The 20,631-nt window shown below is 59.0% G+C and carries 16 protein-coding genes; 9 read left to right on the forward strand and 7 right to left on the reverse strand.

Annotated elements, in window-relative coordinates; genetic code table 11:
* Nucleotides 1-253: 253 nt before the first annotated feature.
* The 4 genes from DNK50_RS07800 to DNK50_RS07815 form a co-directional block, all read right to left on the reverse strand.
* Nucleotides 254-1,882 carry an ABC transporter substrate-binding protein gene (locus DNK50_RS07800; RefSeq protein ID WP_099587077.1) on the reverse strand — a complete coding sequence of 543 codons (1,629 nt, stop codon included), beginning with the start codon at nucleotides 1,880-1,882 and terminating at the stop codon, nucleotides 254-256.
* Between the two features lie 258 nt (nucleotides 1,883-2,140).
* Nucleotides 2,141-3,742: an ABC transporter substrate-binding protein gene (locus tag DNK50_RS07805; RefSeq protein ID WP_112193447.1), complete on the reverse strand. Its 1,602-nt coding sequence runs from the start codon at nucleotides 3,740-3,742 to the stop codon at nucleotides 2,141-2,143.
* Nucleotides 3,743-3,861: 119 nt separating this feature from the next.
* Nucleotides 3,862-7,161, reverse strand: a complete 3,300-nt coding sequence (locus tag DNK50_RS07810) for a dermonecrotic toxin domain-containing protein (protein ID WP_162633364.1) — start codon at nucleotides 7,159-7,161, stop codon at nucleotides 3,862-3,864.
* Between the two features lie 188 nt (nucleotides 7,162-7,349).
* On the reverse strand, nucleotides 7,350-8,060 hold the full coding sequence (locus DNK50_RS07815) for an SIMPL domain-containing protein (RefSeq protein WP_099587080.1): 711 nt from the start codon (nucleotides 8,058-8,060) through the stop codon (nucleotides 7,350-7,352).
* Between the two features lie 204 nt (nucleotides 8,061-8,264).
* On the opposite strand from DNK50_RS07815, the gene DNK50_RS07820 reads away from it, so the two are divergent.
* From DNK50_RS07820 to DNK50_RS07830, 3 genes are all read left to right on the forward strand, one after another.
* Nucleotides 8,265-9,527: an ATP-binding protein gene (locus tag DNK50_RS07820; RefSeq protein WP_099587081.1), complete on the forward strand. Its 1,263-nt coding sequence runs from the start codon at nucleotides 8,265-8,267 to the stop codon at nucleotides 9,525-9,527.
* The gene (locus DNK50_RS07825; RefSeq protein ID WP_003171731.1) at nucleotides 9,520-10,080 is read left to right on the forward strand and encodes a response regulator transcription factor; all 561 of its coding nucleotides are present in this window, start codon (nucleotides 9,520-9,522) and stop codon (nucleotides 10,078-10,080) included. The genes DNK50_RS07820 and DNK50_RS07825 overlap by 8 nt, the downstream gene beginning before the upstream one ends.
* Nucleotides 10,081-10,180: 100 nt before the next feature.
* The gene (locus tag DNK50_RS07830) at nucleotides 10,181-11,905 is read left to right on the forward strand and encodes an ABC transporter ATP-binding protein/permease (protein ID WP_112193451.1); all 1,725 of its coding nucleotides are present in this window, start codon (nucleotides 10,181-10,183) and stop codon (nucleotides 11,903-11,905) included.
* A gap of 96 nt (nucleotides 11,906-12,001) precedes the next feature.
* Here DNK50_RS07830 and DNK50_RS07835 read toward each other — a convergent pair whose 3' ends face one another.
* On the reverse strand, nucleotides 12,002-12,439 hold the full coding sequence (locus DNK50_RS07835; protein ID WP_032886236.1) for a YhcB family protein: 438 nt from the start codon (nucleotides 12,437-12,439) through the stop codon (nucleotides 12,002-12,004).
* Between the two features lie 147 nt (nucleotides 12,440-12,586).
* On the opposite strand from DNK50_RS07835, the gene DNK50_RS07840 reads away from it, so the two are divergent.
* The 3 genes from DNK50_RS07840 (at nucleotide 12,587) to zapE (ending at nucleotide 15,770) form a co-directional block, all read left to right on the forward strand.
* Nucleotides 12,587-13,216, forward strand: coding sequence for an alpha/beta hydrolase (locus DNK50_RS07840; RefSeq protein ID WP_112193453.1), 630 nt, complete (start codon nucleotides 12,587-12,589; stop codon nucleotides 13,214-13,216).
* Nucleotides 13,217-13,240: 24 nt separating this feature from the next.
* Entirely contained in the window at nucleotides 13,241-14,596 is a 1,356-nt protein-coding gene (locus DNK50_RS07845; RefSeq protein WP_099587084.1) for a tryptophan--tRNA ligase, read from the forward strand.
* Nucleotides 14,597-14,675: 79 nt separating this feature from the next.
* Nucleotides 14,676-15,770 carry a cell division protein ZapE gene (gene zapE / locus DNK50_RS07850; protein ID WP_099587085.1) on the forward strand — a complete coding sequence of 365 codons (1,095 nt, stop codon included), beginning with the start codon at nucleotides 14,676-14,678 and terminating at the stop codon, nucleotides 15,768-15,770.
* A 121-nt stretch (nucleotides 15,771-15,891) separates the two neighbouring features.
* On the opposite strand, the gene DNK50_RS07855 is transcribed toward zapE, so the two are convergent.
* Nucleotides 15,892-16,812: a GlxA family transcriptional regulator gene (locus tag DNK50_RS07855; protein WP_177411598.1), complete on the reverse strand. Its 921-nt coding sequence runs from the start codon at nucleotides 16,810-16,812 to the stop codon at nucleotides 15,892-15,894.
* A 220-nt stretch (nucleotides 16,813-17,032) separates the two neighbouring features.
* Here DNK50_RS07855 and DNK50_RS07860 point away from each other — a divergent pair, with 220 nt between their 5' ends.
* A complete protein-coding gene (locus DNK50_RS07860) occupies nucleotides 17,033-18,169 on the forward strand; it encodes an acyl-CoA dehydrogenase family protein (RefSeq protein WP_112193457.1) in 1,137 nt (378 codons plus the stop codon).
* 113 nt (nucleotides 18,170-18,282) lie between these two features.
* Here the strand turns inward: DNK50_RS07860 and DNK50_RS07865 are convergent, their stop codons facing one another.
* Nucleotides 18,283-19,323, reverse strand: coding sequence for an NADP(H)-dependent aldo-keto reductase (locus tag DNK50_RS07865; RefSeq protein WP_064450694.1), 1,041 nt, complete (start codon nucleotides 19,321-19,323; stop codon nucleotides 18,283-18,285).
* 248 nt (nucleotides 19,324-19,571) lie between these two features.
* On the opposite strand from DNK50_RS07865, the gene rplM reads away from it, so the two are divergent.
* Both rplM and rpsI read left to right on the forward strand, forming a co-directional pair.
* Nucleotides 19,572-20,000 carry a 50S ribosomal protein L13 gene (rplM, locus tag DNK50_RS07870; protein ID WP_003171742.1) on the forward strand — a complete coding sequence of 143 codons (429 nt, stop codon included), beginning with the start codon at nucleotides 19,572-19,574 and terminating at the stop codon, nucleotides 19,998-20,000.
* Nucleotides 20,001-20,014: 14 nt separating this feature from the next.
* Complete coding sequence (gene rpsI, locus DNK50_RS07875) at nucleotides 20,015-20,407, forward strand: 30S ribosomal protein S9 (protein WP_003216038.1); 393 nt, start codon at nucleotides 20,015-20,017, stop codon at nucleotides 20,405-20,407.
* The last annotated feature ends 224 nt before the right edge of the window (nucleotides 20,408-20,631 follow it).

The following is a 20,631-nucleotide window of genomic DNA, read 5'->3' on the forward strand; positions in this document are numbered from 1 at the left end:
GCAAGGCCTGGGGGACAACGCTGATCCCACACACAGCAAGTGCCTTTCTCGAGTTGGAGCCTCTGCTGTCCTACGACGTTATGAGCCGCGGACTTCAGAGTAAATGCGCCAAATCGGATTGACCCTGTAGGCAACGGAGTCAGGTGTCGCGGTTTTTTGCTGTAGGAAGCATCGACTGCGAACGTGCTCATTTTCCTAAGGGCCAGGCGGATGCAATAACGGCGACGTTATGAAACGTCGCCGTCAATGATCCTTACTTGCCGCTGACGCTCACGCCGTAGAAGGAGTTCAAGCCAAACGGGCTGATCTTGAAGTCCTGCACGGTGTTGCGCATGGGTTGATACACCGTCGAGTGCGCGATAGGTGTCATCGGGACTGCATCTTTGAGGATATGTTGCGCCTGCTTGTACAGCTCGGTGCGTTTGGCGACATCCGATGTGGCCTTGGCTTCTTTCACGACGCCGTCGAATTTCTTGTCGCACCACTTGGAGAAGTTGTTGCCGGACAGGGAATCGCAGCCGAACAGCACGTTCAGCCAGTTGTCCGGGTCACCATTGTCGCCGCTCCAGCCAATGATCATGGCCTGGTTCTCGCCGCCTTTGGAACGCTTGATGTACTCGCCCCACTCGTAGCTGGTGATCTTGACCTTCAGGCCGATCTTGGACCAGTCGTTCTGCAGCATCTCAGCCATCAGTTTGGCGTTCGGGTTGTACGGACGCTGAACCGGCATGGCCCACAGCACGATCTCGGTGCCTTCCTTGACGCCCGCTTCCTTGAGCAGCGCCTTGGCTTTCTCGGGGTTGTAGGCGGCGTCCTTGATGGTGGTGTCGTAGGACCATTGGGTCGGCGGCATGGCGTTGACGGCCAGTTGGCCGGCGCCCTGGTACACGGAGTCGATGATCTGCTGCTTGTTCACCGACATGTCCAGCGCCTGGCGTACGCGCAGGTCAGCCAGCGGGTTGGGCTGGTCGCTGCCCTTGACCTTGTCCATGACGTTGTAGGCCACATAACCCAGGTTGAAACCGGCCTGGTTCGGCAGTTTCAGGTCCTTGTCTTCGCCCAGCGCCTTGAGGTCGGCCGGGCGAGGGAACAGGGTGATCTGGCATTCGTTTTTCTTGAGCTTCTGGATACGCACCGACGGGTCGGTGGTGATGGCGAAGATCAGGTTGTCGATCTTCACGTCTTCAGGTTTCCAGTAGTCCTTGTTGCCGGTGTAGCGAATGTTCGAATCTTTCTGGTAGCTCTTGAACACGAACGGGCCAGTGCCGACCGGCTTCTGGTTGATGTCCTGGGGCGTACCGTTTTTCAGCAACTGGGCGGCATATTCGGCCGACTGGATCGACGCGAAGCTCATCGCCAGGTTCTGGATGAAAGCGGCGTCCACGGTGCCAAGGGTGAACTTGACGGTGTGGGCATCGACTTTCTCGATGTTCTTGATGTTGGTGTCCATCCCCATGTCCGTGAAGTACGGGAACTCAGTGGGGTAGGCCTTACGGAAAGGATCGTCTTTATTGATCATCCGGTTGAAGGTGAACAGCACGTCGTCAGCCGAGAATTCACGAGTCGGCTTGAAGTACGGGGTGGTGTGGAACTTGACGCCTTCGCGCAGGTGGAAGGTGTAGGTCAGGCCATCCGGGGATACGTCCCAGCTGGTGGCCAGGCCAGGAACCACGGCGGTGCCGCCACGTTCGAACTGGCTCAGACGGTTGAACATGGTTTCGGCCGAAGCATCGAAGTCTGTTCCGGTGGTGTACTGGCCTGGATCGAAACCGGCCGGGCTCCCTTCGGAGCAGAACACCAGGTTAGTCGCCGCTTGGGCGAAAGGGGCCGCGGCCATAAGGCCAGCGCTCACTAATAACGGAAGGACTGCGTGTTTAAGCATGTTGGCCTCATGATTTGTTGTCATTTTTGGTGGTGAGGGCGACCTCGTGAGTCGGCCTGCGGATACTTATGCAGGCGCCATACCCATTGCAAGATGCTGAACCACTGCAGGCCGGAAAGAGTGGTACGAACGTACAGGAATGTCGCAATTATGAAACTTTCGACATATTTGTATCTATTTAGAGGGTTTTTTCGGTGCGGATGGCGCACCAAAAAAGCCCAGCCGAGGCGTCTGGCGCACTCGGTTGGGGCGCAGCTGTTACTTATCTAGACTCACGCCGTAGAAGGGCGTCAAGCCGAACGGGCTGATCTTGAAGTCTTTGACTTCCTTGCGCAGGGGCTGGAAAACCGTCGAGTTCGCAATAGGCGTTATAGGTACTTGTTCCTTAAGTATTTTTTGCGCCTGTTGATACCACTTGATGCGCTGCTCGCGGTCGCTGCTGACCTTGGCCTGTTGCACCAGCTTGTCGTAGGCCGGGTTACACCATTTCGCATAGTTGCTGCCCTTGACCGCAGCACAACTGTAGAGCACGCCGAGCCAGTTATCCGGGTCGCCGTTGTCGCCGGTCCAGCCGTAAATCATGGCGTCGTGCTCGCCGTTTTTGGCGCGCTTGATGTACTCGCCCCACTCATAACTGACGATATTGGCCTTGATGCCGACTTTTTCCCAATCCTGCTGGATCATCTGTGCCGACATGCGCGCATTCGGGTTGGACGCACGTTGTACGGTCATGGCCCACAGGTTGATGGTGGTACCGGGTGCAACCCCTGCTTCTTTTAGTAGCGCCCGCGCCTTGGTGGGATCGTAGGGTGCATCCTTGATCGTCGGGTCATAAGACCACTGCGCCGGTGGCAGTGCGTTCTGCGCCAATTGTCCGGCGCTTTGATACACGGCTTTGATGATCGCCGGCTTGTCGATGGCCATGTCCAGGGCCTGGCGCACCTTGAGCTGGTCCAGTGGCGGGTGGGTCACGTTGTAGGCCAGAAAGCCCAGGTTGAAACCGGCTTGTTGCAACACGCGCAGGTTCGGGTCTTGCTTCATCACGTCGATGTCAGCGGGGCGCGGGTAGCCGCTGACCTGGCATTCGCCAGCCTTGAGCTTTTGCAGGCGCGACGCGGCATCCGGGGTGATGGCGAACACCAGGTTGTCGAGCTTCACGTCCTCGGGTTTCCAATACTGTTTATTGGCCACGTAGCGAATCTGCGAGTCTTTCTGGTAGCGCTTGAACACAAACGGCCCGGTGCCCACCGGTTTCTGGTTGATGTCCGAGGCGCTGCCTTGCTTGAGTAACTGCGCGGCATACTCGGCGGACTGCACCGAGGCGAAGCTCATGGCCAGGTTTTGCACGAAGGACGCATCGACGTTGTTCAGGTTGAAACGCACGGTGTGTTCGTCGAGTTTATCGACGCTTTTGATCGTGGTGTTCAGGCCCATGTCTGTGAAGTACGGCGACTCGGAAGGGTAGGCCTTGCGAAACGGGCTCTCGGCATCCAGCAGGCGGTTGAAGGTGAACAGCACGTCGTCGGCATTGAAGTCGCGGGTTGGCGTGAAGAAGTCGGTGGTGTGGAACTTGACGCCTTCGCGCAGGTGGAAGGTATACGTCAGGCCCTCTTTGGAAACGTCCCAACTCGTCGCCAGGCCGGGCTCGACTTCGGTGCCGCCGCGCTTGAACTGGGTCAGGCGGTTGAACACGGTTTCGGCGGACGCATCAAAATCAGTGCCGCTGGTGTACTGGCTGGGATCGAAGCCGGCGGGGCTGGCTTCGGAGCAGTAAACCAGGGTGCTGGCCGCGTGGGCCATCGGCATAAAGGCCAGCAGGCCGGCGGCAAGGAGGAGCGGTTTGAAGGCGATTCTTTCCATGGAGACCCCTGAAGTGGCGAGGCAGAAGACTGCCTGAATGCAAACGGCGATAACCCGAGGTTACCGCCGTTTATGGCGCGCTAGATAGGTTAAATCGCTTTATCTACGGGTTCAGGGGCTCACATCAGTGAAGGTGTCGAGACCTCTATCTTGGTGGGTGCCTTGGGGTCGATCGTGAACACGTCACCGGTCAGATCATTGTTCTCACGTATCGTGAAGGTTCTGGTGCTGACAATATTCAGGTCATTAGCGTTGATTAGCCCATCATCGGTGACCTGTCTGAGTTGCCATCGGGTAATAGCCTTGACGCTATGAGCGCCGCCGTCCGGGTCATAAGTGATGATGAAGTCTTTCTCCCTTGCGGCCACGGAGAATCCCTCTTTAAGGGCTGGAGGCATCAATTCGACAAGAGCGGGGAACGAACTTCCCTGGTGGGCTACCTCGGAGACGCGGGCTCGAAGTTCCGGGTTCGGAATCGTTTTTTCCAGTGTTGCGATCCGTTGTCCTACGGTGTCCTCAAACGTGTCCCCTCGGTAATCGAGGTCAGTACGCAGTTCGCCATTCGGTTGTTTTGTGATCACGCTGTAGCGTTCACGATTCAGATCGGGTGCAAAGCTGGAAGAGTACTGGCTGTCTGAGAATGTTGTGGGCTGGGCGCGTTCGCCCTCAGTGACGCTAAACGCACCATCATCGACTTGCCACGAAGCAATGAGCTTGCGCTTGATGTTTGAGCCATCCTCATAAACGCTGTCAGTGAATTGATAGTCGGTGTTTTCCTTGAGGTTCAGGTAGTCGTCGAACTTTTCTGCACCCTCGATTTTCGATCCATCGCTTTCGACAAAACGCTCTGAAAAGCTGGATGAGCCCGCTGAGTGGTTGCTGGGTGTCGGAGATGGAGGGCGATTCCAGGGCCAGCGCGCCCCGCCATCGGCTGAGGCTCGGGCCCACTCGCCATCTCCAGTGGCGTGCACCGTCATTACCGGCTTGCCGGTATCTGGATCAATGATCTGCACATAATCATTGCTCAGTTTGAAGTCGCTTTTTATCTCATATATCTGGCGAATCCCGGAGGTGTCTGTGTAGGGGACAAACCAACGATCAGCACCGGTTGCTGCATCTTTCGCCTGGTAGATTCCCTTGGCGTTACGCACAGCATTTTCAATCAGCCGTTCGCCGTCCGGCACCGCGTATTGGCGGATGCTGCCCGCCTGGCTTGGCTGCAAGCGGTTGGGAACAGATACGGTTTGCGGCGCTTCAACCCGAGGGCGCGTGCCTGGGATGGGCGTGTACGGTTTTTCTTCTGGCGGAACAAACGGATCCTCGACTGGGCCACTGGCACCGACCGAGAACAAGGTGTTCAACAACCCATCAAACGCCTTGGACGCACCGTCGTTGCGTTCAGCCAGCGTATCGCCGGAGGCTTGTTTTTCTGCACCCAGCGCCAGTTCGGTCACTCCCGCCACGACTGCGGCGGCCGCAACGGGCGCAGCGATGGGGGCCAGCTTGGCCAGCAAGCCAGCTGCGACGGTAATGTCGTTAAGCCATATGTCCCGCGTCACCTCGCTGTTGGACTTGATCATGACGTCGGCATCGCTGGTCATTCGCGCTTTACTCGCGGAGGTCATGCTGGCGAAGACATCGCCTTCGATATGCGATCCATCACCATCGAACGTCGGGTCTTTCAGCTTTCCAGTGGCGAGTTTTTCGAGCGTTGTGTCCAGACCTTCTGTTTTGGTGCCGACATTGGCCAGCGCCAAGATGGGCATGAACACTTTTGCCAAGCGCTCAATGGTGCCTGCCTCATGGTCCTGGCGGCTGATCAATGGGAAATGAGCGAGCAGGGCCGCGCGCTTTTTGGGAGCCTTGGCTTGATCGATCACCCATTGATCCAGCTTCTCAAGGGAGTCAAATCGCAGAAACGCCGGCTCGGCGCCTGGGATGTAGAGGACTTGCCTGCCGCCATCGTCGGCACTGAATCGCACGATGTCGTTAGACAAGAAACCCTTGATATTGAACGCGTGCGCCTGCACGACACCCTTTACCGGGGCTTCGGCCCTGAGCTGTTCGACAGTGAGTGGTGCATTTTCGTCGATTGGAACGTTGGACATCGCGCCCATGACCAAGCGGTAGTCTTCACGGCTGAAGCGATGCTCCGGAGCTTGCAGTGCCTGCTCGGCAGGTGGCCGGGCTTGAGCAGTCTTCAGTTGTTTTCGGGCCTGATAGGCGAACTCGCCTTTGATCGATGTCTGGTAGTCCGAACTGCGGGTGTTCCAGAATTCGTCGATTTTTTTTGTCATCAATGTTTGGAAGTCAGTTTGCCAACTGGCATGCATGAGGTCGGAGGGCGCCACACGGTATTGGTTGTGCGCGCCATAACCCCCTGCTTGGCTCTTCCCGGGGCCGTCGGTGTAGATGCCTGCCTCAGAGTCGAGGTTGCCTGGGGTCCAATCGTTTTCAGAAAAGTTCTTCAACAATGCGTCCGGCAGGCGGAGTGAGGAGGTCGGCTCCTCGTTCAGGTGCTCCCAGCCTGTGACGGTCGAAGCGCTTTGCGCGCCATTGAAACGGTTCAAGTACAGGGTATCGGCATCCACATGTTCGCCGGTTAATTTGAAGATGACGGACTCCGCCCAGATTTTTGCATGGGCGCGCACGTTTGGCAGGGCGCCGGCAACCTCTGTCGCCAGGTGCTTGTAGGCCAATGCTTGAGGCGCTTGGGTGTAATACGTCTGGGCGTTGAGTTTGAGCGTTTCGAGGGCGTGTGCCGAGCGGCTCTGCGCCGGGCGCACGCGATCATCCGGCGCGATGGGGTTAAAGCCTTTTTGCTCTTCCAACTGCCTGATTTGCGCCCTGGCCTGGCGCAATGATGACGGCAGGGGCGTGCCCTGGAAGTTGGCGACCACCCCCGCGGCGACTTGTATGTAATCGTCGCCAAATCGTATCTGCAACCGTTCAGCAGTGCCCGGCGCAATCACTTTGGCGGCCTCCAGCAACGGGCCGCTGACGTTCCCCCAGCCTGAGTTATCGGTGAGGGAGAACGTTTTCAGTTGGCCTTCTACGGTGGCGGTCAGGGTGCCTTTGCGGGGGTTGACGGTGAGCAAGGCGCTCTGGTCGATCTTCTGTTCCTGCATCCAGCCTTGAACGACAGGGTGCTCCACTTGCGCGCGATACACCCCCAGCCACTGGCCCATAACGCTCAAGGGTGGGACTTTTATAAGCTCTGGTGTTTTGCCCAAAACTTTGCTTTGCACTGCGCCGATGTAAGCCTCAAGGAGGGCTGCTTCGTGAGGTGCGGCCGTCAGGCTGGGTTCGGCTATTGGCGCCTGGACAATAGGGGGGGCGGCCCGTGATGGCGGCTCGGTCGATAAACGGGGGAGATGGAGCTGTGCGACAACGTTGGCGTTACTGGCTGTTAGGGGCATGGTTTCAGTTCTCGTTATCTAAATAGATGCCGAGTCAGCACTCCCTGTTGGCTGCGGCACTATTTGTGTATCGAAAACCGAGTGGTTGATTCCAACGGATATGCTGCTGGATATAACGTGATTGGGTAGCGAATTGCCGAAAAAAAGCGCAATCCTGCAAGGACTGCGCTTTTTTTGGGGTAAGGAGATTATTGCAAGACTTCGATCACCCCGTCGGCGCTCATGCTGACTTGGCTGGTGCCGGCTTCCACTTCAGGCGTCGGCGCGGAATCCATCATGGCGGCCTTCATCATCATCCCGCCACGGGCGTAGGGCTGTGGATAACCATTGGTGTTGAAATTCAGATTGACGATCTTGTAGCCCTTGCCGCCCAGCGCATCGGTGGCCAGTTGTGCACGGGCTTTAAAGGCGGCAACCGCGTCCTTGAGCAGGGCATCTTCGCTGGTCTTGCGCGTGGTGTCGGCGATGGCGAAGTCCATATTTTCCATCTTCAGCGTGTTCAGCAACTCGCCGGTGAGTTTGGACAGGGCCGGGAAGTCCGCGCTTTCCAGGCGCAGTTCGGCGCGTTCACGCCAGCCGGTGATTTTCTGGTTCTTGTTGTCGTAGATCGGGTAGCTGTTGCGACTGCCCTGGCGCAGGGTCACGGCCTTCACTTCACGGGCCTGGCCCAGGGCCTTGTTCATCGTGGTGGTGATTTCGGCGGCGAGCTTGGCCGGGTCGGCATTCTGGGATTCGGTGTAGAGGGTAACGATCATCTTGTCGCGGGCCACCTCCTGGCTGACCTCGGCGCGCAAGGAAATCTGATTGTAGTTCAGTGCGTCGGCGGCCATGGCTGGAAGGCTGGCCAAGGTCGCGGCGCTGAGGGTGAAGACGACTGCACTGTGAGTGAAACGAGACATGGAAGCTCCTTAGGGGTGTTCGTATCGGTATGACTGTAGACGCACGCATCGGGTTCTTCGGGTTTACACATCACCTACAAATGTTCGTGGCGCCGACGAACGGTCGTTTGCCGGCCTGCGGCAAAGAGCCACACGCGCCGTGCCAGCAGGTCGGCTTCGTTTATACTCCTGCCGATCCGCCTGCAGCGCTCATCGGGAGAGCTCATGCTCGCCGCCGTAAAACTGACTTCCGCCACCCGCCAGAACCTCTGGCGCCTGACGTTCATCCGTACCCTGGTACTGGCCGCACAGGCCGGTTCGGTCGGGCTTGCCTATTGGTTCGACCTGCTGCCGCTGCCGTGGCTGCAACTGGGCGTGACCCTGGGCTTCTCCACCGTGCTGTGCGTGTTCACGGCTATTCGCTTGCGTACCACGTGGCCGGTGACCGAACTTGAATATGCGCTGCAACTGGCCTGCGACCTGTTTATCCACAGTGTGTTGCTGTACTTCTCCGGCGGTTCCACCAACCCGTTTGTGTCTTATTACCTGGTGCCGTTGACTATCGCGGCGGTGACCTTGCCGTGGCGCTATTCGGTAGTGCTCTCGGGCATCGCCCTGACCCTCTACACCCTGCTGCTGGCGCGGTTCTACCCGTTGCAAACGTTCCCCATCGCCCGGGAAAACCTGCAGATCTACGGGATGTGGCTGAGCTTTGCGCTGTCGGCCGCCGTCATTACTTTTTTCGCCGCACGCATGGCCGAAGAGCTGCGCCGCCAGGAAGAACTGCGCGCCATACGCCGTGAAGAGGGCCTGCGCGACCAGCAATTGCTGGCCGTCGCCACCCAGGCCGCGGGGGCCGCCCATGAGCTGGGCACACCGCTGGCGACCATGAGCGTGCTGCTCAACGAAATGGTCCAGGATCATCATGATCCGGCGCTGCAAGAAGACCTCGGCGTGCTGCGCGAGCAGGTCAAGCAGTGCAAGCAGACCTTGCAGCAGTTGGTGCGCGCCGCCGAAGCCAATCGCCGCCTGGCGGTCGACATGCAGGACGTGACCCGGTGGCTCGACGAAGCGCTCAACCGCTGGCACCTGATGCGGCCTGAAGCCAGCTACCGATTCCACCTGCTGGGGCAGGGCACCGTGCCGCGCATGGCGCCGCCGCCGGACCTGACCCAGGCGCTGCTCAACCTGCTCAACAACGCCGCCGACGCCTGCCCGGAAGGCCTGGGCGTGCAGTTGGACTGGGACGCGGAAAACGTGACCATCAGCATTCGTGACCACGGCGCCGGCGTGCCGCTGGCCATTGCCGAGCAAATCGGCAAACCCTTTTTTACCACCAAGGGCAAAGGCTTCGGCCTCGGCCTGTTTTTGAGCAAGGCCAGCGTGACCCGCGCGGGCGGCTCAGTGAAACTCTATAGTCATGAGGAAGGTGGCACGCTCACCGAGCTGCGCCTGCCCCGTGTCGCACGAGGAGATATCGATGAGTGACGAGATCCAAGTCGAAGGCGAAGAACTGCCGCACCTGCTGCTGGTAGATGACGACGCCACCTTTACCCGCGTGATGGCGCGCGCCATGAGCCGTCGTGGATTCCGCGTGAGCACCGCAGGCTCCGCCGAAGAAGGCCTGACCATCGCCCAGGCCGACCTGCCGGACTACGCCGCGCTCGATCTGAAAATGGACGGCGATTCCGGCCTGGTGCTGCTGCCCAAGCTGCTGGAACTCGACCCGGAAATGCGCGTGGTGATCCTCACCGGTTACTCCAGCATCGCCACCGCCGTTGAGGCCATCAAGCGCGGCGCCTGCAACTACCTGTGCAAGCCGGCGGACGCGGATGATGTGCTGGCGGCGTTGCTCTCCGAACACGCCGACCTCGACACCCTGGTGCCGGAAAACCCGATGTCGGTGGACCGTTTGCAGTGGGAGCACATCCAGCGTGTGCTGACCGAACACGAAGGCAATATCTCCGCCACTGCCCGTGCGTTGGGCATGCACCGCCGCACCCTGCAGCGCAAATTGCAGAAGCGTCCGGTACGACGCTGAACCTAGGCTGAACAACCCGCTTCAGGCCGCACGGAGCCCTGAACCGATCAACTATGATCGGTTCAAACACCTGTCTCCTCTTTCCTAACGAGCCTGAACCATGAATCAGAACGCTGAGTACTCTGCGGTCAACGATGCTGTGCGCGGGCAATTCCTACCCAGGGTGTGGCGGCTGATCACCCCTTACTGGCGCAGTGAAGAGAAGGGCCAGGCCTGGCTGCTGTTGTTGGTCGTGTTGGGCCTGTCGCTGTTCAGCGTGGCCGTCTCTGTGTGGTTCAACAGCTGGAACCGCGACTTCTACAACGCCCTCGAACACAAAGACTACGACGCCTTCACCCACCTGCTGATGTACTTCAGCGTGATCGCCGTGGTGGCGATTGTGACCGGTGTGTTCACCTCTTATCTGCAGCAAATGCTCACCATCCGCTGGCGTCGCTGGTTGACGGAAACCTATTTCGCTCGGTGGCTGGGCCACAAGAACTACTACCACCTGGAATACGGCGGCTATACCGATAACCCTGACCAGCGGATCTCCGAAGACCTCAACGCGTTTACCAATGGTACGCTGACTCTGGGGTTGGGTTTTGTCAGTAACTTGGTGACCCTGGTGTCGTTCTCGGTGATTCTGTGGGGTGTGTCCGGCAGCATCGAGGTGGGGGGCATCACGATTCCGGGCTACATGTTCTGGGCCGCGCTGGTGTATGCGGTGGTCGGCAGTTGGTTGACGCACTTGATCGGTCGAAAGTTGATCGGGCTGAGCAACCGCCAGCAACGCTTCGAAGCCGACTTGCGTTTCAGCCTTGTGCGGGTGCGGGAGAATGCCGAAAGCATCGCGCTGTTCAATGGCGAACCCAATGAACACCAGCAATTGAGTGCGCGGTTCGGGCGGGTGTGGAGCAACTTCTGGAGCATCATGCAGGTCAAGAAGCGCCTGAGTTTTTTCACCAGCGGTTATTCCCAGATCGCGATTATCTTTCCCTTTGTGGTCGCGGCACCGCGTTACTTTGCCGGCAAGATCGAACTGGGCGTGCTGATGCAGGTGGCCCAGGCGTTTGGCAGTGTGCAGGGCAGCCTGAGCTGGTTTGTCGACGCCTACACCGTGCTCGCCAGTTGGCGTGCCACTTGTGACCGCCTGCTGAGCTTCGGCCAGGCCATGGAAGAAAACGAAACCCGCGCCATGGGCATCGCGTTGCAGCAGCAGGGCGGGGATTTGCAGGTGAGCAATCTGAACCTGGATCTGGCGGACGGTCGCCATTTACTGCAAGGCGCCAACCTGACGGTGGCCGAGGGCGAGCGCTTGATGCTCAGTGGTCGCTCCGGCAGCGGTAAGTCAACCCTGCTGCGGGCGATGGGCAACCTGTGGCCCAACGGCCACGGCAATATTCGATTGCCAGCCGAGCGTTATCTGTTCCTGCCGCAAAAGCCGTATCTGCCGATTGGCACGTTGAAGGCGGTGTTGAGTTATCCACAGGCGGATGGCGCCTATCCGGCAGAACGTTATGCACAGGTCCTGGAGACCTGCCGCTTGCCGCACCTCATCTCGCGCCTGGACGAAGCCAACCATTGGCAGCGCATGCTCTCACCGGGCGAACAGCAGCGCCTGGCCTTCGCCCGCGCGTTGCTGTTCGCGCCGCAGTGGCTGTACATGGACGAAGCCACGTCGGCCATGGATGAAGAGGATGAGGCGACGTTGTACCAGGCGTTGATCGACCAGTTGCCGGGGCTGAGCATCGTCAGCGTGGGGCATCGCAGCAGCCTCAAGCGTTTCCACGGGCGGCATGTGCGGATCGAGGGTGGGCTGCTTCAGGAACAACCCCTGGCTTGAGACCTGACTCGGTCAATGTGATCTGGAGAGTGAGTTCCCACAAAAAAGCCCGGCTGATCATTGATCAGCCGGGCTTTTTGTATTGCTTGAATAGACTTACTTCTTCAAGCCGTAATGCTCATCCAACATGCCTGGGGCGTTCGGCGTTTTTGGCGCGTAGTCCCGTGGTGGCTCCTGGTTTTCCCGGGGAGGGGTGAGGCGTTCCCGTGGAGTTTGCGGTGCATCGGAATGCAACGCGGCCAGCAGACGCTGACGGGTGATGTCGTCGAGGGCCAGGCGGTTAGCGCCATCGGCGAGGTGATCCTGTACTTCCTGATAGCTCTGAGTGAGCTTCTTGACCAGGTTGGCGGTGCTGTTGAAGTGGGTAACAACCTCGTTCTGATAACTGTCAAAACGTTCCTGAATGTCATCCAACTGACGCTGCGTGCGGTTAGGCGCGGCATTCGGCAGCAAGCGAGCAACCAGGAAACCAATGGCGACACCGGCAACCAGGGCAAGAGTCGGCAACAACCAAACTAAGAGCGAGTGTTCCACGAGTCCTTCCTCTATAAACGGCTTTGCTTTACGTTAACGGCTCAAACCTGCGCTGTATACCGCGATTAAGCTCGCAATGATGCCATGCACAGACTTTTAGCTAGACGAGTCGACCCTTTGAGAGGTCACGGAGTTCATTCCTTGCTCATGCGTGAAACCCCCGTTTTGATCGATGGCCCGGTAGGCCAATTGGAAGCCCTGTACCTGGATCACCCCGAGCCACGTGGCCTGGCGCTGATCTGCCACCCTAACCCGGTGCAGGGCGGGACCATGCTCAATAAAGTCGTTTCGACCCTGCAACGCACCGCCCGCGATGCTGGTTTGATTACGTTGCGTTTCAATTACCGTGGTGTCGGCGCGAGTGCCGGTACCCACGACATGAGCACCGGCGAAGTCGACGATGCCGAAGCGGCCGCCACCTGGCTGCGGGAAAAACACCCCGACCTGCCGATGACGTTGCTCGGTTTTTCCTTCGGTGGTTATGTGGCCGCCAGCCTCGGTGGTCGCCTGGAAGCCAAGGGCGAAAAACTCGCCCATCTGTTCATGGTCGCCGCTGCTGTGATGCGCCTGCGCGAGACCGATGTGCTGCCCCAAGGCTGCCCGTTGACCGTGATCCAGCCGGAAACCGACGAAGTGGTCGACCCACAGACCGTCTACGACTGGTCCGCCGCCCTGAATCGCCCCCATACGCTTCTGAAAGTGGCAGAATGCGGACACTTTTTTCATGGCAAGCTCACCGATCTCAAGGATCTGGTGCTGCCGCGCCTCTCGAATTGATAGCAGTCTGATAAGCGATTACCCATGACGACGCGTACCCGTATCCTCACCGGCATCACCACCACCGGCACGCCGCACCTGGGCAACTACGCCGGTGCGATCCGCCCGGCGATCCTTGCCAGCCAGGACGCCAATGCCGATTCCTTCTACTTCCTGGCCGACTACCACGCCCTGATCAAATGCGATGACCCGCAGCGCATCCAGCGCTCGCGTATGGAAATCGCCGCGACCTGGCTGGCCGGCGGCCTGGATGTAAACCGGGTGACCTTCTATCGCCAGTCCGACATCCCGGAAATCCCCGAGCTGACCTGGCTGCTGACCTGCGTAGCCGCCAAGGGCCTGCTCAACCGCGCCCACGCCTACAAAGCCTCGGTGGACAAGAACGTGGAAACCGGCGAGGACCCGGATGCGGGCATCACCATGGGCCTGTACAGCTACCCGGTGCTGATGGCGGCGGACATCCTGATGTTCAACGCCCACAAAGTGCCGGTCGGCCGTGACCAGATCCAGCATGTGGAAATGGCCCGCGACATCGGCCAGCGTTTCAATCACCTGTTCGGCAATGGCAAAGAATTCTTCACCATGCCCGAGGCGTTGATCGAAGAAAGCGTCGCCACCTTGCCGGGCCTGGACGGCCGCAAGATGTCCAAGAGCTACGACAACACCATCCCGTTGTTCACCAGCGCCAAGGACATGAAAGACGCCATCTCGCGGATCGTCACCGACTCGCGCGCGCCGGGCGAAGCCAAGGACCCGGACAACTCGCACCTGTTCACCTTGTACCAGGCATTCGCGACCAAGGCCCAGGAAGAAGAATTCCGCGGCGAACTGCTGCAAGGCCTGGGCTGGGGCGAGGCCAAGAGCCGTCTGTTCCAACTGTTGGACGGCCAACTGGGCGAAGCCCGCGAGCGCTACCATCAACTGATGTCGCGCCCGTCGGACATGGAAGACCTGCTGCTGGTCGGCGCCAAGAAGGCCCGTGCCGTAGCGGCGCCGTTCCTCGCCGAGTTGCGTGAAGCGGTGGGCTTGCGTTCGTTCGTCGAGCAGGCTGCGGCGCCGGTCAGCACCAAGAAGAAAGCCGCAAAAGCTGCGCGCTTTGTGAGCTTTCGCGAAGACGACGGCAGCTTCCGCTTCCGCCTGTTGGCTGCCGATGGTGAGCAACTGCTGCTGTCGCGCAACTTTGCCGACGGCAAAGCCGCTGGCGCGGTAACCAAGCAATTGCAAAGTGGTGTGATGCTGGACGTGCGCCCCGAGGCCCTGGGCTTCAGCGTCTGGCTGGACGGTGCGGCCGTGGCCGACAGCGCTCAGTTCGCCGACAGCGCGACCCGCGATGCGGCCGTGCAGGCATTACGCATTGCGTTGACCCCCATCGAGGATTAACCCGACCAAGGGTTGATTGCCATTATCCGGGGCCGTCGTTACAGTGACGGCCCGTTTTTGTTGCCTTGCTAACGAAATTATGACGCCCCTAGAACGATATCAAGCTGATCTGAAACGCCCTGAATTCTTCCATGACGCGGCCCAGGAAACGGCGGTGCGTCATTTGCAGCGCCTGTACGACGACCTGGTCGCGGCCTCGCAAAGCAAGCCAGGGATGCTCGGCAAGCTGTTTGGCAAGAAAGACCGCACGCCGGTCAAAGGCTTGTACTTCTGGGGCGGCGTGGGCCGTGGCAAGACCTACCTGGTCGACACCTTCTTCGAAGCGCTGCCGTTCAAGGAAAAGGTCCGCACGCACTTCCACCGCTTCATGAAGCGTGTGCACGAAGAAATGAAGACCCTGCCGGGTGAGAAAAACCCGCTGACCATCATCGCCAAGCGTTTCTCCGATGAAGCGCGGGTCATCTGCTTCGATGAATTCTTCGTCTCCGACATCACCGACGCCATGATCCTCGGCACCCTGATGGAAGAGCTGTTCAAGAACGGCGTGACCCTGGTCGCCACTTCGAACATCGTGCCGGACGGCCTGTACAAGGACGGCTTGCAGCGTGCGCGCTTCCTGCCGGCCATCGCCTTGATCAAGCAGAACACTGAAATCGTCAACGTCGACAGCGGCGTCGACTACCGCCTGCGTCACCTGGAGCAAGCGGAGCTGTTTCACTTTCCGCTGAACGAAGCCGCCCACGAAAGCCTGCGCAAGAGCTTCCGCGCGCTGACGCCGGAATGCACCCAGGCGGTGGAAAACGACAAGTTGATGATCGAGAACCGCGAAATCATCGCGCTGCGTACCTGCGATGACGTGGCGTGGTTTGAATTCCGCCAACTGTGCGACGGCCCGCGCAGCCAGAACGACTACATCGAACTGGGCAAGATCTTCCACGCGGTGATCCTGAGTGGCGTGGAGCAGATGAGCGTCACCACCGACGACATCGCGCGACGTTTTATCAACATGGTCGACGAATTCTACGACCGTAACGTCAAGCTGATCATCTCGGCGGAAGTCGAGCTCAAGGACCTGTATACCGGTGGCCGTTTGAACTTTGAGTTCCAGCGCACGTTGAGCCGCTTGCTGGAAATGCAGTCCCACGAGTTCCTGTCGCGCGGACACAAACCCTAAGCGATTTCCAGAGCACTGGAGATCCAATGTGGGAGGGGGCTTGCCCCCGATAGCGGTGTGTCAGTGATAGATGTACTGGCTGACACACTGCCATCGGGGGCAAGCCCCCTCCCACATTTGCTTACGCAGCCTGCTGGAACTGCTGGCGATACTGGTTCGGCGACAACTCCGTGTGCTGCCTGAACAACCGCGCAAAGAAACTCGCATCGTCGTAACCCACCTCATAACTGATGGTCTTGATGCTCTTGCGGCTGCCCGAGAGCAGGCCCTTGGCCGTCTCGATACGCAGGCGCTGCAGGTAATGCAGCGGTTTGTCACCCGTCGCCGTCTGGAAGCGCCGCATGAAGTTGCGGATGCTCATGCCATGTTCGCGGGCGACGTCTTCGAAGCGGAACTTGTCGGCAAAGTGCTCTTCGAGCCAGTGCTGGATCTGCAGGATGATCACGTCCTGGTGCAGCTTCTGCCCGCCAAAACCAATGCGTCCCGGCGAATAGTTGCGCTGCACTTCATAGAGAATGTCGCGGGCCACCGCCTGGGCGATGTTGGCGCCGCAGAAGCGTTCGATCAGGTAAATGTAAAGGTCGCACGCTGAGGTAGTGCCGCCGGCGCAATACAGGTTGTCGGCGTCGGTGAGGTGCTTGTCCTGATTGAGCTGCACTTTGGGAAAGCGTTCGCTGAAGGCATTGAAGAACCGCCAGTAGGTAGTCGCCTCCTTGCCATCGAGCAGCCCGGCTTCGGCCAGCCAGAACACCCCGGTGGCTTCGCCGCAGAGCACGGCGCCGCGTGCGTGTTGTTCGCGCAGCCACGGCAGTACTTGGGGGTAGCGGGTGCAGAGGGCGTCGAAGTCATCCCAGAAGGCCGGCAGCACAATGATGTCGGCGTCTTCTAGGCCGCCGTCTACCGGCATGATCACATCGCTGAAGCTGCGCACCGATTGCCCGTCGGGGCTGACCAGGCGGGTTTCGAACGCCGGCGTCAGGCCCAGGCCTTGCTGTTTGCCGTAACGCAGGCTCGCGAGGTGGAAGAAATCCTTGGCTTGCATGAGGGTTGAAGCGAATACCCGATCAATGGCCAAAATGCTGACGCGCCGCAGGGGCGTGGAGATTTGGTTAGACATAATTTCATTTATTCTTATAGGGGAAAGTGGTCACCAGACGGCTGGATCGTCTTATTTTTTGTCGCATGTGTCCAGTGTCCTGTGACGTCTTCGCGGCATAGGCTCTGTTGGCTGGTCTTTGTCCGACAATCCCCGCAGGTGACCCATGATTCCCAGAACTTTGTTCAGCCCCGAACACGAACTCTTTCGCGACAGCGTGCGCACTTTCCTTGAAAAAGACGCCGCGCCGTTCCATGGGCAATGGGAAAAACAGGGGTATGTCGACCGCAGTCTGTGGAGCAAGGCGGGGGAGGCGGGCATGTTGTGTTCCCATCTGCCGGAAGAATATGGCGGCTTGGGGGCGGACTTTCTCTACAGCGCGGTGGTGATCGAGGAGATCAGTCGGCTGGGCCTGACCGGGATTGGTTTCTCCCTGCATTCGGACATCGTCGCGCCCTACATCCTGCATTACGGCAGTGAGGCGCTGAAGCACAAATACCTGCCAAAATTGATCTCCGGCGAGATGGTCACCGCCATTGCGATGACCGAGCCGGGCGCCGGGTCCGACCTGCAAGGGGTCAAGACCACGGCCGTGCTGGACGGCGATGAGTATGTAATCAACGGCTCCAAGACCTTCATCACCAACGGCTATCTGGCCGAACTGGTGATCGTCGTGGCCAAGACCGATCCCAAGGCTGGCGCGAAGGGCACCAGCCTGTTTCTGGTGCAGGCCGATACGCCGGGCTTCGCCAAGGGCAAGCGCCTGGAGAAGGTGGGCATGAAGGCCCAGGACACCTCGGAGCTGTTCTTCCAGGACGTGCGGGTGCCCAAGGAAAACCTGTTGGGTCAGGCGGGCATGGGCTTTGCCTACTTGATGCAGGAACTGCCCCAAGAGCGATTGACCGTGGCCATCGGCGCGATCACCTCAGCCGAAGCGGCGTTGCAGTGGACGCTGGCCTACACCCGCGAGCGCAAGGCGTTCGGCAAGGCGATTGCCGATTTCCAGAACACCCGGTTCAAGTTGGCAGAGATGGCGACAGAGATTCAGATCGGCCGCGTGTTCGTCGACAAGTGCATGGCGCTGCACCTGGAGGGCAAGCTGGATGTGCCTACGGCGGCGATGGCCAAGTACTGGGCCACCGACCTGCAATGCAAGGTGCTCGACGAGTGTGTGCAGTTGCACGGCGGTTACGGCTTCATGTGGGAATACCCGATCGCGCGGGCCTGGGCGGATGCGCGAGTGCAGCGGATTTATGCGGGGACCAACGAGATCATGAAGGAGATTATTGCGCGGGCGCTTTGATTGTGTGGTGTTGCTGAAGGCCTTGTCGGGGGCAAGCCCCCTCCCACATTTGAATGTATTCACAAGTCAAAATGTGGGAGCTGGCTTGCCTGCGATAACGATCCAAAGATCAATCAAGGCGCTGGATTCGGATGATCCTTCTGAATCGCCTCTATCCCTTCCAGCACTTCCTTCGACAGCTTCAGATCAGCACTGGCGATGTTGCTGTCCAGTTGCTCCAGCGACGTTGCGCCAATGATATTGCTGGTCACAAACGGCTGCTGCGTCACAAACGCCAGCGCCATCTGCGCCGGGTCCAAACCATGTTCCCGCGCCAATGCCACATAACGGCTGCATGCTGCTTCCGACTGCGGGTTGAAGTAGCGGCTGAAACGGCTGTACTCGGTCAGGCGTGCCTTGGCCGGGCGGGCGCCGCCTTCGTATTTGCCGCTGAGCATGCCGAACGCCAGGGGCGAGTAGGCGAGCAGGCCGCACTGTTCACGAATGGCGACTTCCGCCAGGCCCACTTCAAAGCTGCGATTGAGCAGGTTGTAGGGGTTCTGGATCGACACTGCGCGGGTCCAGCCACGGGCTTCGGCCAGGGCGAGGAATTTCATGGTGCCCCACGGGGTTTCGTTGGACAGGCCGATGTGGCGGATCTTGCCGGCCTTCACCTGTTCGTCCAGCGCTTCGAGGGTTTCTTCCAGTGGAGTGAGGTCGTCTTCGTCCTTGTGCTTGTAGCTCAATTGGCCGAAAAAGTTGGTGCTGCGCTCTGGCCAGTGCAGTTGGTAGAGGTCGATCCAGTCGGTCTGCAGGCGCTTGAGGCTGGCGTCCAGGGCATCGACAATGTGCTTGCGGTTGTGGCGCAGGTGGCCGTCGCGGATGTAGTCGATGGTGTTGCCGGGGCCGGCGATCTTGCTGGCGAGGATCCAGTCGGCGCGGTCACCACGGCTTTTGAAGTAATTACCGATGTAACGTTCGGTGGTGGCGTAGGTGTCGGCCTTGGGCGGCACCGGGTACATTTCCGCCGTGTCGAGGAAGTTGATCCCCGCGGCCTTGGCCCGTTCGATCTGCGCGAAGGCCTCTGCCTCGCTGTTCTGCTCACCCCAGGTCATGGTGCCCAAGGCTATCGCGCTCACGTTCAGATCCGTACGGCCCAGCTGTCGATAATCCATCGGGTACTCCTTCGGGGAAAACAATCATAAAAGCAGGTTGAATTTTTTTTCGCAATCTGCATAATTGCCCACCTCTTTCTGCAGTGGAAGTGATGCGCCGCCTGCCGAAGAATCTTGCCGTTGAACGGACGCGCCGACCCGAGCCCCCGATAGCGTCTGTATCCGGCTGCCTTTGACTTGTCAAAGTACGCACTATTCAGTAAGATCCGCCGTCTAATTTACAGGGCGGCCCCTGAGGCTATTAAAGAATGACAACTTTTACTGCAAAACCGGAAACAGTTCAGCGCGACTGGTTTGTCGTCGACGCCGCTGGTCAGACCCTGGGTCGTCTGGCCACTGAAGTCGCCAGCCGTCTGCGTGGCAAGCACAAGCCTGAGTACACCCCTCACGTTGATACCGGTGACTACATCGTGATCATCAACGCTGAGCAGGTACGTGTTACCGGCAACAAAGCGCAAGACAAAATGTACTACCGTCACTCCGGTTTCCCAGGCGGTATCAAGTCTTCGAACTTCGAAGGCCTGATCTCCAAGAAGCCTGAAGCCCCGATCGAAATCGCGGTCAAAGGTATGCTGCCTAAGGGCCCTCTGGGTCGCGATATGTTTCGCAAGCTGAAAGTCTATGCGGGCGCTGTACACCCTCATGCTGCTCAGCAGCCCCAAGAACTGAAGTTTTAACGGAATAGTTCATTATGTCGGCGACTCAAAATTACGGCACTGGCCGTCGCAAAACCGCAACCGCACGCGTTTTCCTGCGTCCGGGCACTGGCAACATCTCGATCAACAACCGCACTCTGGAAAATTTCTTCGGTCGCGAAACTGCCCGCATGGTAGTTCGTCAGCCGCTGGAACTGACCGAGACTGTTGAGAAGTTCGACATCTACGTCACCGTTATCGGTGGCGGTGTAAGTGGTCAAGCTGGCGCAATCCGCCACGGTATCACTCGCGCTCTGATGCAGTACGACGAAACCCTGCGTGGCGCTCTGCGCAAAGCTGGCTTCGTTACTCGCGATGCCCGTGAAGTTGAACGTAAGAAAGTCGGTCTGCGTAAAGCGCGTAAGCGTCCGCAGTACTCGAAGCGTTAATTCGCTTTACGTTCCACAAAAACGCCCAGCCTCCTCACGGAGCTGGGCGTTTTTTATTGCCTGCGATTTATCCACATTTTTTGCCGTGACAACTTGCCACATCCGTAGACCCCCTATACTACAAGGCCTGGAGGCTGAGTCCTGGGCAATTCCCTTGTCATACGTGGGGCTTTTCATTACCATCCGACAAAATTTTTATAAGTAAAGATTCAACACTTAGTAGA

Origin of the sequence: Pseudomonas sp. LG1E9 (assembly GCF_003290225.1) — a bacterium.
GTDB lineage: Bacteria > Pseudomonadota > Gammaproteobacteria > Pseudomonadales > Pseudomonadaceae > Aquipseudomonas > Aquipseudomonas cyclaminis.